General features: G+C 64.3%; 17 protein-coding genes. 6 read left to right on the forward strand and 11 right to left on the reverse strand.

What is annotated here, in order from left to right; genetic code table 11:
- The first annotated feature begins 44 nt into the window (after positions 1-44).
- Positions 45-254, forward strand: a complete 210-nt coding sequence (locus RFN30_RS20965) for a hypothetical protein (protein ID WP_192254275.1) — start codon at positions 45-47, stop codon at positions 252-254.
- Positions 255-363: 109 nt separating this feature from the next.
- The gene (locus RFN30_RS20970; RefSeq protein WP_320263992.1) at positions 364-624 is read left to right on the forward strand and encodes a DUF2934 domain-containing protein; all 261 of its coding nucleotides are present in this window, start codon (positions 364-366) and stop codon (positions 622-624) included.
- 558 nt (positions 625-1182) lie between these two features.
- On the opposite strand, the gene RFN30_RS20975 is transcribed toward RFN30_RS20970, so the two are convergent.
- The 8 genes from RFN30_RS20975 to RFN30_RS21010 form a co-directional block, all read right to left on the reverse strand.
- A complete protein-coding gene (locus RFN30_RS20975; protein WP_320263993.1) occupies positions 1183-1392 on the reverse strand; it encodes a hypothetical protein in 210 nt (69 codons plus the stop codon).
- Between the two features lie 308 nt (positions 1393-1700).
- Complete coding sequence (locus RFN30_RS20980; protein WP_320263994.1) at positions 1701-1961, reverse strand: hypothetical protein; 261 nt, start codon at positions 1959-1961, stop codon at positions 1701-1703.
- A gap of 84 nt (positions 1962-2045) precedes the next feature.
- Complete coding sequence (locus RFN30_RS20985; protein ID WP_320263995.1) at positions 2046-3131, reverse strand: nucleotidyltransferase family protein; 1086 nt, start codon at positions 3129-3131, stop codon at positions 2046-2048.
- A gap of 73 nt (positions 3132-3204) precedes the next feature.
- Positions 3205-3984, reverse strand: coding sequence for a hypothetical protein (locus RFN30_RS20990; RefSeq protein WP_320263996.1), 780 nt, complete (start codon positions 3982-3984; stop codon positions 3205-3207).
- A gap of 23 nt (positions 3985-4007) precedes the next feature.
- On the reverse strand, positions 4008-4904 hold the full coding sequence (locus RFN30_RS20995) for a tetratricopeptide repeat protein (protein ID WP_320263997.1): 897 nt from the start codon (positions 4902-4904) through the stop codon (positions 4008-4010).
- Positions 4870-6279: a tetratricopeptide repeat protein gene (locus RFN30_RS21000; protein WP_320263998.1), complete on the reverse strand. Its 1410-nt coding sequence runs from the start codon at positions 6277-6279 to the stop codon at positions 4870-4872. Before RFN30_RS21000 ends, RFN30_RS20995 begins: the two co-directional genes overlap by 35 nt.
- A 115-nt stretch (positions 6280-6394) precedes the next feature.
- The gene (locus RFN30_RS21005) at positions 6395-7717 is read right to left on the reverse strand and encodes a tetratricopeptide repeat protein (protein WP_320263999.1); all 1323 of its coding nucleotides are present in this window, start codon (positions 7715-7717) and stop codon (positions 6395-6397) included.
- A gap of 166 nt (positions 7718-7883) precedes the next feature.
- Positions 7884-8528, reverse strand: coding sequence for a LexA family transcriptional regulator (locus RFN30_RS21010; RefSeq protein ID WP_320264000.1), 645 nt, complete (start codon positions 8526-8528; stop codon positions 7884-7886).
- Positions 8529-8644: 116 nt separating this feature from the next.
- On the opposite strand from RFN30_RS21010, the gene RFN30_RS21015 reads away from it, so the two are divergent.
- The 4 genes from RFN30_RS21015 to RFN30_RS21030 all read left to right on the forward strand — a co-directional run bounded on the left by RFN30_RS21015 (position 8645) and on the right by RFN30_RS21030 (position 10781).
- Positions 8645-8887 carry a hypothetical protein gene (locus tag RFN30_RS21015; RefSeq protein ID WP_320264001.1) on the forward strand — a complete coding sequence of 81 codons (243 nt, stop codon included), beginning with the start codon at positions 8645-8647 and terminating at the stop codon, positions 8885-8887.
- Positions 8884-9195, forward strand: coding sequence for a hypothetical protein (locus RFN30_RS21020; protein ID WP_320264002.1), 312 nt, complete (start codon positions 8884-8886; stop codon positions 9193-9195). Before RFN30_RS21015 ends, RFN30_RS21020 begins: the two co-directional genes overlap by 4 nt.
- A gap of 95 nt (positions 9196-9290) precedes the next feature.
- The gene (locus tag RFN30_RS21025) at positions 9291-10121 is read left to right on the forward strand and encodes a GcrA cell cycle regulator (RefSeq protein ID WP_320264003.1); all 831 of its coding nucleotides are present in this window, start codon (positions 9291-9293) and stop codon (positions 10119-10121) included.
- Between the two features lie 60 nt (positions 10122-10181).
- On the forward strand, positions 10182-10781 hold the full coding sequence (locus RFN30_RS21030) for a DUF6456 domain-containing protein (protein ID WP_320264004.1): 600 nt from the start codon (positions 10182-10184) through the stop codon (positions 10779-10781).
- 240 nt (positions 10782-11021) lie between these two features.
- On the opposite strand, the gene RFN30_RS21035 is transcribed toward RFN30_RS21030, so the two are convergent.
- The 3 genes from RFN30_RS21035 to RFN30_RS21045 form a co-directional block, all read right to left on the reverse strand.
- Complete coding sequence (locus tag RFN30_RS21035; RefSeq protein WP_320264005.1) at positions 11022-12308, reverse strand: DUF763 domain-containing protein; 1287 nt, start codon at positions 12306-12308, stop codon at positions 11022-11024.
- 374 nt (positions 12309-12682) lie between these two features.
- On the reverse strand, positions 12683-13015 hold the full coding sequence (locus RFN30_RS21040) for a hypothetical protein (RefSeq protein WP_320264006.1): 333 nt from the start codon (positions 13013-13015) through the stop codon (positions 12683-12685).
- Between the two features lie 185 nt (positions 13016-13200).
- Positions 13201-13530, reverse strand: a complete 330-nt coding sequence (locus RFN30_RS21045) for a hypothetical protein (RefSeq protein WP_320264007.1) — start codon at positions 13528-13530, stop codon at positions 13201-13203.
- Positions 13531-13710: the final 180 nt, after the last annotated feature.

The following is a 13710-nucleotide window of genomic DNA, read 5'->3' on the forward strand; positions in this document are numbered from 1 at the left end:
GCCATAGGCGGGGGGATGCCGGCTCCTAGAAAGGAGTCGCAGCTATGCACCATCCCCATGTCGAATCACCTGACATCGCCAAAAACGTTGACAAGCTTCTCGCCGAGCATTGCACCGGCCTGCTGTCGATGAAGGATGCGATCGCCATTCTGCGCGAGCGCACCGGGACCGAGCGCTCTGATGCCGATTTGGCCGGATTGATCACAAAAAAGGCAGCGCATCTGGGCGTCGCCGTTATCGCCGTCGAGCACTGAAGAAATCGCTGCCCGAAGTTCAGGCCTTCATGCGTCGATGCGCAAGACGCCACCGGAAAATTCGGCTAATGTTTCCGTCGGGGAACGGCCCCATTTAAAGGAGGCGACAGTGACGGACGACAGGCAGGAACGCATTCGCCGGCGGGCGCATGAGATTTGGGAACGGGCAGGCCGGCCGGAAGGCGCGCATATGGAGCACTGGGACCAGGCGACCGCCGAGATCGATGGAGCCGCGAAGCCAAAGGCCAAGGCCGCGCCGAAAAAGGCGGCCGCCGCCAAGGCCGCCAAGCCAAAGGCGGCGAAGGCGGAAAAGCCCGCCAAGGCCCCGGCCAAGGCAAAGGCTCCCGCCAAGCCGAAAGCCAAGGCCTGATTTCAGGCGGCCCACGCGCCGCCGGCCCGCTGTCATCCATGACGAGAGGTCCCTTGCGCGCGGACGCACGCCATGCGTTCGCGGCGTAGTACTTGGCGGAGCGTATCCAATCTTTAATTAGAGACTATTAATAGACATGGCGCCCACGAACGCTTCGATCTCGGCCGCCCTTGCAGAACCGGATCTCGTCCAGGGCGAGCATTTCGGCCTGCGCGTCAACTAGGGCAATGCCGGCGAACGCCGAACCTTCGGCGTCACCGGCGCTGCGGTGCTGAGCTTCGCCCACGGCGGCAGGCTGACCGCCACGCTCGGCATTGCCTTTTCCGGCAGCGTCGTCGGCGGCAATGCGGGGCAGCAGTTCGCCTGTAGGTGTACGCCACCTTCTCCCCTTGCGGGAGAAGGTGGATCGGCGCGAAGCGCCGAGACGGATGAGGGCTATTCCAGCTTGGCGATATGCTTGAAAATGCCAGCCTCATTCCCTCCAACACTCGCATCCGGCCGAGCTTCGCGAGGCGTGCCTTCTACCAAAAAGGGGGAGAAGGGAGGGGCGCCGAACGGCTACCGCGCGCCTTGCTTCCTGGCATACTGGGCAACCGCGCAGAGGAATGCCATCGCTGCCGTATCGCAGGCAGCCCGCGATGGCGACGGACCCTTCGCAAAAAGCACCGCGTCCGCGACCGGGATCGTCAGGCCATGCTTCCTGGCAAATGAGGTGACTTCGTAAGGCTGATCGTCGGGTAGTATGCCGATGTCGATTTGCTGGTCCATCAAACGAGTTCCTCCCTGGTACGCGACTATGTCCTCCTTCGCCCGAGAGGAATTAAACGCCCGGCCGCTCGCAGGCGTCCACCAATTGGCAATTGTGTGAAACGATGCATTTCCGAAGGCGCAGAGCCGAAGGTTGCAGAGGGCATGATTGTTCGCGTTTTTGGGGCGGCGCCGGCGTTCTTTTCCCTACTCCCGTTGTAAGGGGGACAAGGGGGAGAATGCTCACTCCCAGGCATCGCTCGCCTTTGCAAAGGGCACGCTGGCCGCAATCATCGCGCTTTCGCATTCGCTGATGAGCCTGAGGTTCCTCAGATACCGCGCCACAGTCTCCGGCAGCCAGGCGGCGCAGGCCTCGACATAGGCGCGGCCGTGCACCAGCGTGCCGGTGGAAAGTCGCTGGTCCCTTCGGCGATCACCTTGAGGTATTGCCGGATGAAGCGGATGTCGTCGGCGATGTCCTGGCTGGCCATGCGCCAGGCGCCGGCCAGGCGCTCGCGCTCCTTGAGCGGCAGTGGCGACAGAATTGGGCGGGAGAGATCGGCGAAAGCGGCATGGTTCGCGGTGTTCAAGCAAGTTCCCCTCAAAGGAAGGGAATTATCGTACTTAATGTACGAAAAGTAGTCAAGCGAGCTTCGTACAATTTGAACGATAGTTCACTTGGGCCGCGTCGTGAAACCTTCGAGGTCGATTTGCGCTTCGTCGAGCGTTTTGCCTAGGATCAGGTCCACCATCTCGCGCCTGTCCGGCTGAAGCAATTGCAGGCCTTTGCGCAGCGCCTCACGCCAGGCATCGCCCCGTTCCCACGCTTCCGCGAAGGCATGGGCGAGATCGTTCCGCCGACGCGTGACGTCGAGCGCCTCGACCAGCAGGCCCGCTTGATGCAGGTCCTTTTCCCGCTTCGCGGCAGCGCTTCGTTCGCGACGTGCCGCGACGATCAGCTTGGACGGCGAAGCGCTCAGGCGGGGGACAAGCACCGGCACACCGGAACGATGCAATAGCACTGTCCTGACCGGCTCGCGGATCAGGAAATCGAGGAAGCACAAGGGTTGCGCCGAGGCGCCACCGAGCGGCGGCATCGGGCTTGCGTGGTCGGCATGGTCGTCGCTGCCGCGGTTCGGGGTGAGGAATTCGATCCGGTAACGAGAGGCGTTCTCGAACTGCGTCGTGCGCGCGGCATCGGCCCGGTGCGGGATCTGCCTGAATGTCGGGTCGATCGCTTTCAGCACCTCGATAATCGGCGGCATGCTGTCGTCGACCTCGGCCGAGACGGAGTGGAACTGGGCGAAGTCGGCATCTCCGGTCTGCAGCGCGGCTCCAGGCAGCTTGACGCCTAGATACCCGGCATAGGTTTGGAAGGCGACGGTGCCGATGAGAACCGCGCGCAACCGGAAGAGCCCGGCCTTCTCCAACGCCTCGACGACATCGCCGGTGAACGGATCGGGCGCCGCCAGGCCGGTGTCGCGCGTAAGGGTGGAGATCAGCTTGCGGCGGCTCCTCAGATCGTCCTTGATCTGCCTGAAGGCTGCGACCCGCTTGGCGATCTCTGGATTCTCGGCCGGGCCGACATAGCGCCTGGACTTTTCCGGTCGCGTCTCCTCGAAATACCAGTAGTCACGGCCTTTCACAGGCACGCGCACGAAATTGCCGGCCGTCGAGAAATCGGTCTCGAAGGAGGCGTCGAGGCCGCGTTGCACAAGCTCGGCGTATAGGGTGCGATAGGCGAGATCGATGCTCTTCATTGGCCGCATAGGGCAGGACAGACCGGGGCGCGAAGGAACGCCACGTCTCGTCAAGACATGCCAGGCACACCGCCTAATTCTTCGCAATGGCGTAGAGCATGGCGGTTTTGATGTGCCGTCCGGGCTCGCCCGGCAGCGACAGGGCGGCCGCGTAGAATTTGGCGACGGCGGGGCACAGGCCCGCGAAATCCTGGTTGGCGCTTGCTATAGCGTCCATCTCTGCCGGCGTGCCGCCGCTTTTGGTGAAAGCGTCAGCGACCAGCGACCAATCCTGATCTCCGGGCACAGCTGCCGGCAAGCCGCTCTTCTTGGCGGCGCCAAAGGCGTGGAACAGCGTCGCGCCGATCCTGTCCAGGTCCACCAGAAAATCATTGTCGGGCGCGCTGACCGCGTCCGGCCCGATGCGCAAGTAATTGTTACAGGTGGCTGGCGTTTGACGCTCCATCAGATGATTGAGCATGGCGAGCTGGGCGGAAAGTGCTTGCGCGGCTTCGCTGTCCGGGGCTGAGGGTAAAAGCGACGCATATTTGCGCCGCAGCTCGGCGACCCCAACCCTGCTCGCAGCGCGAACCTCCTGCTCGCTTCCCGATCTGGCCGCGACCGTGATCTTGTCGATCAAGGCACTGTAGTCGTCCGGGAATTCCTGAGCGATCGCCTTGAAGATCTGCAAGTCCTGCTTCTCGACCTCGGCGTTTATGTCGGCGCTGGTCAATGCCTTGGGCGCGGACGATCCCGCGAGCGTCTGATAGAGATATTTGCCGCCGGCAAAGCCGAGCGCCCACGGCAGCACCTTCACCGCGACGAAAGCCAAAGCGCCGACCGCCGCTACGCCCAACCCTTTCCAACGCGACATCCGCCGGCCTTTCAGATACCTGTTCAATTTCCCCCGAGGCTCAACGCCTTCTTGCGGTCGGCCTCGGCACGCTTGCGGTTACCCTTGGCTTCCCATGCTTTGCTTCGCGCCTCATATAGCCGGGCGAAGTTCGGATTGAGCTCGATGCCTTTGCTGAGGTCGGCAATGGCTCCGTCATAGTCCCCCCTGGTTTTCCGGATCACGCCTCGGCCATAGTAGCCGGACACGTTTTTGGGATCGAGACCGAGCGCCTTTTGGAAGTCGCTGTATGCGCCATCGCTGTCATGCCGGCTCATCCGCACTAAACCGCGATCCGCATAAATCTTCGCTTCGGTGGGGGCAAGGCTGATGGCTTTGTCGTAATCGGCAAGAGCCTGCTCAAAGTTACGTTTCAAGGTAAGGCTCTGAGCACGGCAATAATAGGCTGCGGCATTGTTCGGATCGAGGTCGATCGCCTGGTCGAATTCTGCGATGGCGCGGGCATAGTCGCCCTTTTCTTGCAGGGCGCGGCCCATGTTGAAGAACACCATCGCGCTTGCCTGCTTGAGGCCCTGGGAGAGGGTGTCCCCGTCGAGCATCCCCTTGGTAAGCTTGCCGGGCGCTTTCGAGCGAGATGCTTTCTCCTTCGCAGCCATTGCCAATTTTCGACCCTGGCGAGCCATGTCGGATTTAGGATCGATCTCGAGCGCCCGGTCGAGATCGGCGGTAGCGCGCTCGAAGTCGCCCATATAGTACCAGGCACTGCCGCGCCCGAAGTAATACGGGGCATAGTCCGGCTTCATTTCGATCGCGCGGTCGAAATCGGCGATGGCCTTTTCCGGCTCGCGCTTCTTCATCAGCGTGAGGGCGCGGCCGTGATAGGCTGCGATGTAGGATGGATCGATCTCAAGCTCGGTCGAGGTCGGCCAGGGCCCCGTCATAGTCGCCCTTTTGCAGGCGCGCCCTGGCGCGCGCCGAACAGGTCGACGGTTCATTTGGTGCGAGCGCCACGGCGCGGCTGTACTCAGCGATGGCGCGATCGTATTTGCGTTTCGCATAGAAGGCGTCGCCGCGCTCCAACAGTGCCATGACAGCCCGCAGATCCGCGCTGGCCGCAGCGTCGGCCTCATCGCTTTGCCCTTTCGTCGCCACAGCTGCCTTGCGGGCGACGGCGTAATCGGCATTGCCGGAGTCGAGCTTGAGCGCCTGGTCGAAATCGGCAATGGCGCCGTCATAGTCCTTGCGGTCGGCCCGGGCCATGCCGCGCGCATAGTAGCTGGCGTCGTCTCTCGCATCGATGCCGATCGCCACCGAATAGGCCGCGATGGCGCGCCCGGCGTCGCCCTTGGCGTGCCAGGCCATGCCCTTGCAATAAAAGGCGTCGCGCGCCTTCGGGTCGAGCTTGGCGGCCCGGTCGCAGTCGGCGAGAGCGCCGTCGACATCGCTGGACGTCACCTTGGCGAGGCCCCGGCGAGAATACGCCGCGGCGAAATTGGGGGCGAGCTGGATGACCCGGTTGAAATCGGCGATCGCCTGGCCGTAGTCGCGCGTGGCGGCCCTGGCCTTACCGCGGCCGAAATAGCCGAAGCGGTTGTCGGGGTCGAGAACGATCACCTGGTCATAGGCGCCGATCGCCTTGTCGTATTTGCCCATGTCCAGCCAGGCATCGCCGCCGAGGATCAGTTCCAGGGCCTTCGGGTCTTTTGTTTCCAGCGACTTTGCAGCTAGGGTGTCGTCCGTGGCCGTCAAATTAGGACGGACGGTTTGCGGCTTTGCAGCGGCGGTCGCCGGCTTCGACTGCTCCAAGTCCGGTACCGTCGCAGGGTTGCCCTCATCGCCAGCAAGCTGTTCGCTGCAGCTTCCCGTCCGTTTCAGGTCGAGTTCGATGGCGTGCCGGCAATCGGCTGCCGCGCCAGCCCGGTCGCCCTTAAGCATCCTGGCACGGCTGCGGCCGAAATAGGCGTCGGCATTTTTGGGATCGAGGCTGATGGCCTTGTCGAAATCGAGCAATGCGCCGTCCACGCCATATTTCGACAGCCGCATCTGGGCGCGCTCGAGCAGAGTTCTGGCGGTCGCCGGATCCCTGCTTGGTTGCGCGACGGCCGGCTTGCCGTGTTCGCCAGGCAGGTATTCCCAGCACGTGCCGGTTCGCTTCGGATCGAGCTCGACGGCCCGGCGGCAGTCGCCGACCGCGAGATCGAAATTGCCAAGCAAGGCCTCGGCGATCGATCGGTTGTAATAGGCATCGGCATTGTAGGGGTCGAGGTGAATGACAAAACTGAAGGTGTCTATCGCGCCCTTGGGATCGACCTGCATCTCTTGCAACCCCGATTTGAGGTTCCAGGCGATGGCGGCGGAATTATCCTTTGTGGCGTATGGTTGCGGCGGCTCGTACACGGGAGGCGTGGTAGGCTTGGCCGCCGCTTGCGGCTCAGCGGGGGACTGGGACCGGGGCCTGACCGGTCGCCGCGCTGGGCGCCTGCCGCAGTTTCGTCCCGCGCTTGCCAATCTGGACACTCAGCCTTTCCTTCCGGTAGTCGGCGTTGGCCGGATCGAGCGCGATCGCCTTGTCCAGGTCCGCGATTGCTTTGTCGGGATCACTCGCCTCCCAGACAAGTGCCCTCTCGAAATACGATTTTGGATCATCGGGACTGATGGAAATCGCTTTGTCGAGATCGGCGAGCGCCTCCCTTGAATTACCGACCTGGGCCATGGTCATGCCGCGCACGCGGTAAGCCTGGGCGTTGGCCGGGTCGCGGCGAACGGCTTCATCCAGATCGGCGATAGCGCGGGCATAATTCTTCTTTAAGCCCCAGCTCTTGGCGCGGTTGAAGTAGAAAGCGGAACTTGCTGGATTGAGCCGGATCGCCTCGTCGAATGCGGCAATGGCGCGGGTATGGTCGCCCTTTTCCTGCCACTCCACTCCAATCGCATTTTGAGCAGAAGCGGGGTTTGGGCCGGTCTCGCCGTCGCGCGGTTCGCCGAAAGCCTCGGCGATCAGGCGCGCGCAATCGCGCCCCTTGTCCGCATCGACGCCGGCAATGTGCCTGCAATCAGCTTTGGCGCGCTTGCGATCGCGCTTGGCGATCCACGAGCGAATGCGATCGTTGTAAGGCGTGACGGGGTCCGCACGGACGCTCTCCGCTTTGTCGTAGTCGGCCTGCGCCCGCACCGCGTCGCCCTTGTCGTCCCACACAACGCCGCGCACCCCATAGGCCATTTCATTGGCGGGATCGATGTCGATCGCCTTGTCACAGTCGACAATGGCGCGATCATGCTCGCCTTTCTTGTTGAGTGCCCTGGCGCGGTCGGCATAGAGGTTGGCATCGTCCGGCGTGAGCGCGATCGCGCGAGTGTAGTCCGCGACGGCTCGCTCGAAATCTCCCTTGCTCTCCCAGGCAATGGCGCGATTGGTAAATGCGGGCACGTATGTCGGATCGAGCGCGAGCACTTCGGTCATGTCGGTGACGGCGTGGTCGATATCGTTCTTCTGCGCGGAGGCGAGGCCACGCCAGAAATAGGCATTCACGCGAAGATCGGGAATCTCCGCACTGTCCTCGGCGATAGGAGTGCACGCGACAATCTGCTGGTCGGCGGAAACCTTGCCGTCACTGAAGCAGGTGGCGTAGTCCTTGCCCGCAGCGAGCGCGGGTGTGGCCAAGGCGCCAAGCATCACCGTCCCCGCCAGCCACAATAGCGGGCCGCGCCAAAGCCAAGCAACGAATGCGCGTGCAAACGCGGTGCGGCATGACATGGTGATGATCCTCCCCCGGAGTTGCCGCCACGGCGGCTGCAATTGCCTATATAGTTCTGTTTTTGTTCCGAAATGCAAGCAGAAATTGCGGGAGCTGCATTCCTGCGCTTCTAAGGTTAACGTCAGCGGGACAGAGGCGGCCCTCTCGGCCTGTCCACGCCAACCCTCACATATCGATCATCGACCGCTTCACCCGCCCGATGATCGTGATCGCGCCCTCCAGCTCCGGCGGGGGGATATCCAGATACGACGCCGGCTGGAAGGGCGGGATGTCGTTGGGGCGGTAGCGCTTGTAGGTGGCGCGGCCGGTCTCGTCGGCGATCACGTAGCAGCCATTGGTCACCAGCCGCTTGTCGCGCAGGTTGACGAAGATGATCGAATCCGGCGGCGAGATCTTGTTCATCGACGGCCCGTCGACGCGCAGCGCAATCCACTCGCCTTCCTCGAGGTCGGTGGTGGGGATGGTCGGATAGTCGGAGAGGTTGACGACGCCCTCCTGGCTGCCGAGCTCCCCGGCGCTGATCCATGACACGATCGGCACGTCGATGGTGACGGGCGAGGGGACAAGGTGGACCGGCGCTGCCTCGGCGCCGTCACCCCCCAAACCACCATCGAACAGGAGCCAGCCGGGGTCGACGTTGAACAGCCGGCCATATTTCTCCGCCGCCTTGCGCGACAGCGGCCGGTTGCCGTTCTCGTGGCTGATGAGGGTGTTCTTGTTGATGTCGCGCAACGCCCGTGCCGCATCGCTGGGCGAGGCATAGCCTGCCCGGGCGCGCGCCTGCTGCAATCTGTGCCGAGAATCCATCATCGTACAAAATGCCTGAAAATTATCGTCCAAAGTGTACGATTTCGCTTGCGCGTCGTTCGTACATAACGTACGCTTAGCGCATGATTGAGCATCCCGCAAGCATTTCCGCATTGTCCATGAGCTTCGTGAGTCTGCCCCCGACCATCTCGGGGCTTGTCGACCGCTGGCAGGGCATCGGCGCTTTCGCCGATGTCGACTGCTGCTACGAGGCCGCTCGCCGGATGCGCCGTTGCAGCCGCAACGCGTCGCAGCACTGGCCGCATGTGGTGGCCGCGAGCCGCAGGCTGGGCATCGCCGGTGTCGGCCACGAATGGATGGCCGGCCGCGCCGCCGCCGCCATGCAAGTGGAGGCGGCATGAACGTGCGTCCCTCGACTTTCGAATTCCAATCGTCCGGACTGTCCTCCTCCCCGGTCCGGACGCATTCCGGGGCTTTTGCCCCGGATCCGGCTGAACCGCCCGCACTCCGGTTCACCGGAACGGCCGGAGCCGCTCCTCCCCCGGCTCCGGCCCCCAATTCAGGTCCGCCCGTCTCCTGCATCCGCACCGAGGACGGCACCGTCATCCTGTTCGACCGGATCACGGGCCGCGCGGTGTCGGGGCTGACGCGGGCCGCCGCCGAGGCGGCCCTTCTTCAACTGACCGGCGCGGCGCCCGGCGCCGCCTGACCTCAACTCTCTCGCCGACCTCAAGACGCGGCCTCGCGGCCGAACCCTGGCGCTTGGCCGGAAGTCAAGCCCTTCGCAAGCAATGGAATGAGAAGATGGCAGCCGCCTACACCGAAAAGGAAATCGACGAGATCGCCGCCTGGCTGAAGGAGGGGCTTTCGGCCTCGCGCATCGCCGGTCGCTTCAGCGCGCTGCGCGGCAGCCCGGTCTCGCGCAACGCCATCATCGGCATCGTCCACCGCAACGCGGGCTTGCGAGCCATCGGCTTCGCCAATCCCAAAGGCGGCCGCGCCGGCGGCCGGCCGCGGAAGAATGCACGGCCGGATCGTCCGAGCCGACGGGGCAGGGTGGCTGGAGCGGTGACGCTGTCCGAGCCGGCGGCACTTGCCAGTCGAGTTGAGGAAGCCGACGCTGCAATTGCAGATCTCCCCCCAAGTGGAGGAGATGCCCGGTCCACCCTCCGCAGCTGCAGCGCAGCTGCTGCGGAGGACGGGCAGGGCAGAGGGGGGCGCCGTCCCGATGACATGTCCGCTTTTGAGCTCGCCGCGCGAGCGGACCGCGCCATCACTCCCCGCACGCCCAAGCCAAAGACACCCAAAGCCCGCAAACCCGCGCGTACGCTGCCGCCGGCCTGGCTCTCCCCCGGCAGCCGCGAAAAATCCGAAGCCCAGCTCTACACACTGCCGGCGCCGCCGCCTCCGGTAGCGCCGGGCCGACAGCCGCATGTCGCGGCCATGCGTTTCCTCGATTGCCTGTTCGGCCGCTGCCGCGCACCGATCGACCTCGCGTTGCGCGAGGATGCCGAGGACGACCCGCCCGGCGCGCGCCCGGGACCGCACATGCTCTGCTGCGGCCTGCGTACGCCCGGCACGCGCTCCTACTGTGCGCATCATCATGCCAGGTTTCACGGACGTCGCGGAATGTGATCGGAGCGCGATCGCCGGAACGCCAGCCTCTCCAATTTCTCCCAACCTCAAGGAACACCCATGCCCCGCAAGGCCTCCAGAAAACCCCAGCCGCCGAAACTTCCCAAGGGCGAGGCCGAGCAGGTGCGCATCCGCCGCGAGATCGGCCATGACTTCGCGCTGAAGGAGGACCGCTTCGGCCGCCAGCGCCTCACGAATGGCACCGCGGAGGCGCGCCGCGTCTACGAAGTGTCGAACGGCGGCTACACCTCCACCGGCGGCATCGTGCGCCTGCGCAATGTCGATCCGCTCATCGGCATCACCTCGCTCACCCGCCAGCAGCGCGAGGCAGGACAACGCTTCCGCGACGATTTCGAGCGCGCCGCCCGCGAGGGCCTGCAGCCGCAATCCTGGAGCGAGCGCGTCGACGGCGGCCGGGTCGGCGGCGGCATCCCCGACCGCGTGCTCTCAGCCGGCCGAGCCCATGCCCAAGCCGCAGCCGCGCTTGCCCATTGGGAGGTGGCGGAGGTGGTGCGAAAAATCTGCCTCGAAGGCCAGTCGGTAAAGGCCATCGCGGAGCGAAGCGGCGACGGGCGCGACGTGGTGGTCAAGCTGCTGAAGGTCGGGCTCGATTTGTTGGCGGTGCACTACGGGATGATGATGGGACGGAAGGCGGGGTGAGGGGTTCAATCGACGCGGCGAAATCAGGCACTTGCCGCAGCGAGGTGAATCACGATGTGAGGCGGCTGGCATGAACTTGCAAAGGCATGGCGCTGCCCCTCATCCGCCCTTCGGGCACCTTCTCCCCGTAAACGGGGCGAAGGAAGAGGCGCGGCGCCGGCGGCAGCGTCTTTCTCCCCGTCACTATACGGGGAGAAATGCCCGGCAGGGCAATGAGGGGCGGCGCCGACCGAACGCTTCTCAAGCTCCAGTCTTATTTGCCTTCGTTGGCTCCTCGCCGCTCACGGGCGGCCCCTCCCACCCAAACACACTCCGTCCCCCGAGCAGATGCGACTGGTCCATCTCGCCGGCGACGATCTCCTTCAGGCTCGGCCCCGTCACATAGCGCTCCATCCGGCGTGACTCCCCATCCAGCCGCTTGAGCGCCTGCAATTCCTCATCCCGCCCGAGCTTGGCCTTGCTCACCGCCGACTTCAGCACCGAGATCGTCTCGTCGTAGACCTTCAGCGGCACGGGGAAGGGGTGGCGGTCCTTGCCGCCGTGGGCGAGGGAGAAGCGCGCCGGGTCGGAGAAGCGGTAGGGCGCGCCGTGCACCACTTCGGACACCATGGCCAAGGCCCGCACCGTGCGCGGGCCGACGCCGGGTACAAGCAGCAGCTCGGGGAAATCCTTCGGCCCGCTTTCGATCGCGGCCGAAATGTTGCCGTGCAGCCGGCGCATGACGATGTCGCTCTCGCGCACGTCGTGATGCGCGGGCATGACGAGGTTGGGGAGCAGCGGCTGCGCGGCAGGTTCCGGCGCCGGCTTGACAATTCCTGGGGGCTCCAGCACCGCGAGCTCGGCCAGGATCTTCTCCGGGCTCATGGTCTTCAACAGCGCGATCTGACCGCCGCGGGCTTTCTCCGCGCGACGGTCGGTGAGGTTGACGATCTCGCCCTGGCGCTCGCCTTCGATCGCCGCATGCGGCTGGTCGACGAAGCTCGTCAGTCCTTCCGACAGCCAATGGTAGCGGCGGGCCTGGCGGGCGTCGCCGTTCATGCCCTGCTGCACCACCACCCAGCGCCCGTCATCGGTGACGATGAAGCCGTGCAAATAGAGGTCGTAGCCGTCCTGAACGGCGGCGCTGTCCACTTTGGCCACCAGCCGGCTGGCGGTGGCCAAGGCATCGCCGTCGAGGCCAACGCGGTCGCCGATGGCGATGAGCTCGCCCGGCGTCTTGCGCGAATGCGCGCCGCGCCCGCCGCAGACATGGATGCCGAGCTCGCCGGCGAGTGGGTTCAAGCCGCGCTTCAGCGCGCCGATGACGGAAGTGGTGATGCCGGAGGAATGCCAGTCCATGCCCATCACGGCGCCAAAGGACTGGAACCAGAAGGGATGCGCGAGCCGCCTGAGCAGCTCGTCGCGGCCGTAATGGTGGATGATCGCTTCGCACAGCACCGCGCCGAGCTTCGTCATGCGCTCGCCCAGCCATTTCGGGACCCGCCCGCCATGCAGCGGCAGGTCGGCGCTGCCGCTTCGCTGCGTCACGTCTTGGTCTCCATAAATGCCGGCTTTCTAGATGGCATTTTGGTGGGGATTTGCAAGGCGGAGGAGGTGGGCGCGCACAAGCTTCGCGGTCGTCATCCTAGGGCGGAGCAAGGAGCGAAGCGACGCGGCGCAGACCCTAGGATCCATGCCGTGACGTTCGAGCGTTACAACGGTGCAGAATTCTGATGCGTTGCGTTCCTCGGCCAATGTCACGGCATGGATCCTCGGGTCAAGCCCGTGGATGACGAAGGAGAGGCTGGTGAGACAACGCCCCTCCGCCCTGCCGGCCCCATGTCAGCGGCGCAAACCCACCCGGTGGCGGTGACGCCGGTGCTCACCATCTCGCTTCGCCAGCGGCCTGCTACGCGTGCTACCTAGTACCTGTAATAGTACCGATGGTGGTGCCTGTAGTGGTGCCTATGATGGTACCGATGGTGGTGCCTGTAATAGTGGTACCGGTAGTAGTAGCTGTGATACCGGTAGCGCGGATAGGGGACCATGTAGCCGGGATAATAGTCGTCGTAGTAGCGCGGGCCGTAATAGGGGCCGTAGCCGTAGAACGGGCCGCCGTAGAACGGGGCGCCGTAGAACGGGCTGAAGCCGAACGGACCGAAACCAAGGCCGAAGAATCCGTGCGCATCCGCCGGAGCGATCGTGGCTACCGCGGAGGCAGCGGCGATCGCCGAGGCAAGTAGAAGTTTTCTCATGGCAACCTCCTCCTGAAGGTCGATCATCAGACAAACGCGCCGCAAGGAGCCCACGTTCCCGATCGCTGACATTGGCTGCCAACAAAGTGGAGTGCAGTAGTGCCAGTCTGCCGATCGATCGGGGGCTCTCGGTCGCTGCCGCTTCGCCAGCTGTCAATGACAGCGGGCAGGCATCTCAGCCCGGCTCAGTAGCCGCAGACGCGTATTCCCCGCCTGACCCAGTGGTGGTGACTCCGGTGCCTCACCACCTCGATCCGGCAGTCCCGGTCGCGATTGGGCACCGCAAAGCTGCCATAGCCGCGCTTGTAGCCGGGGCCGATATACGTGTCGTAATAGGGGCCGCCGTAATACGGGCCGTAGAAGGGATACTCGCTATAACTGTTGTAGAAGTCGCCGAAGGGGCCGAAACCGAAATAGCCGCTGCCAAGGCCGAAGAACACATGCGCGTCCGCCGGCGCGACAGGGACCGCGGCCGCAGCGAGGGCGATCGCGGAAGCAAAGATAAGCTTTTTCATGGCAACCTCCTCCTGAAGGTTCCTCATGACAACGCGTGCCCAGCCGAAAGGCTTCCAGGCGCGGCTACGCTCGGCGCTGCAGCTTCGCTGCGTCACGTGTTTTGTTGGTTGTGGATGCCGGCCTTTGCAGGCGGCATTTTGCGCGGGATTTGCAAGGCGATTAGCCAATCTCCCCCCAAG

This window comes from Mesorhizobium dulcispinae (assembly GCF_033977345.1).
Classification (GTDB): Bacteria; Pseudomonadota; Alphaproteobacteria; order Rhizobiales; family Rhizobiaceae; genus Mesorhizobium; species Mesorhizobium dulcispinae.

What these genes read in the sequence shown, in the direction of transcription:
- RFN30_RS21020 (WP_320264002.1), top strand. Translation starts at nt 8,884, where the DNA reads ATGAACGTGCGTCCCTCGACTTTCGAATTCCAATCGTCCGGACTGTCC.
- RFN30_RS20995 (WP_320263997.1), bottom strand. Translation starts at nt 4,904, where the DNA reads ATGACGGGGCCCTGGCCGACCTCGACCGAGCTTGAGATCGATCCATCC.
- RFN30_RS21015 (WP_320264001.1), top strand. Translation starts at nt 8,645, where the DNA reads ATGAGCTTCGTGAGTCTGCCCCCGACCATCTCGGGGCTTGTCGACCGC.
- RFN30_RS21000 (WP_320263998.1), bottom strand. Translation starts at nt 6,279, where the DNA reads ATGCAGGTCGATCCCAAGGGCGCGATAGACACCTTCAGTTTTGTCATT.
- RFN30_RS21005 (WP_320263999.1), bottom strand. Translation starts at nt 7,717, where the DNA reads ATGTCATGCCGCACCGCGTTTGCACGCGCATTCGTTGCTTGGCTTTGG.
- RFN30_RS20965 (WP_192254275.1), top strand. Translation starts at nt 45, where the DNA reads ATGCACCATCCCCATGTCGAATCACCTGACATCGCCAAAAACGTTGAC.
- RFN30_RS21010 (WP_320264000.1), bottom strand. Translation starts at nt 8,528, where the DNA reads ATGATGGATTCTCGGCACAGATTGCAGCAGGCGCGCGCCCGGGCAGGC.
- RFN30_RS21025 (WP_320264003.1), top strand. Translation starts at nt 9,291, where the DNA reads ATGGCAGCCGCCTACACCGAAAAGGAAATCGACGAGATCGCCGCCTGG.
- RFN30_RS21040 (WP_320264006.1), bottom strand. Translation starts at nt 13,015, where the DNA reads ATGAGAAAACTTCTACTTGCCTCGGCGATCGCCGCTGCCTCCGCGGTA.
- RFN30_RS20975 (WP_320263993.1), bottom strand. Translation starts at nt 1,392, where the DNA reads ATGGACCAGCAAATCGACATCGGCATACTACCCGACGATCAGCCTTAC.
- RFN30_RS20990 (WP_320263996.1), bottom strand. Translation starts at nt 3,984, where the DNA reads ATGTCGCGTTGGAAAGGGTTGGGCGTAGCGGCGGTCGGCGCTTTGGCT.
- RFN30_RS21045 (WP_320264007.1), bottom strand. Translation starts at nt 13,530, where the DNA reads ATGAAAAAGCTTATCTTTGCTTCCGCGATCGCCCTCGCTGCGGCCGCG.
- RFN30_RS20985 (WP_320263995.1), bottom strand. Translation starts at nt 3,131, where the DNA reads ATGAAGAGCATCGATCTCGCCTATCGCACCCTATACGCCGAGCTTGTG.
- RFN30_RS21030 (WP_320264004.1), top strand. Translation starts at nt 10,182, where the DNA reads ATGCCCCGCAAGGCCTCCAGAAAACCCCAGCCGCCGAAACTTCCCAAG.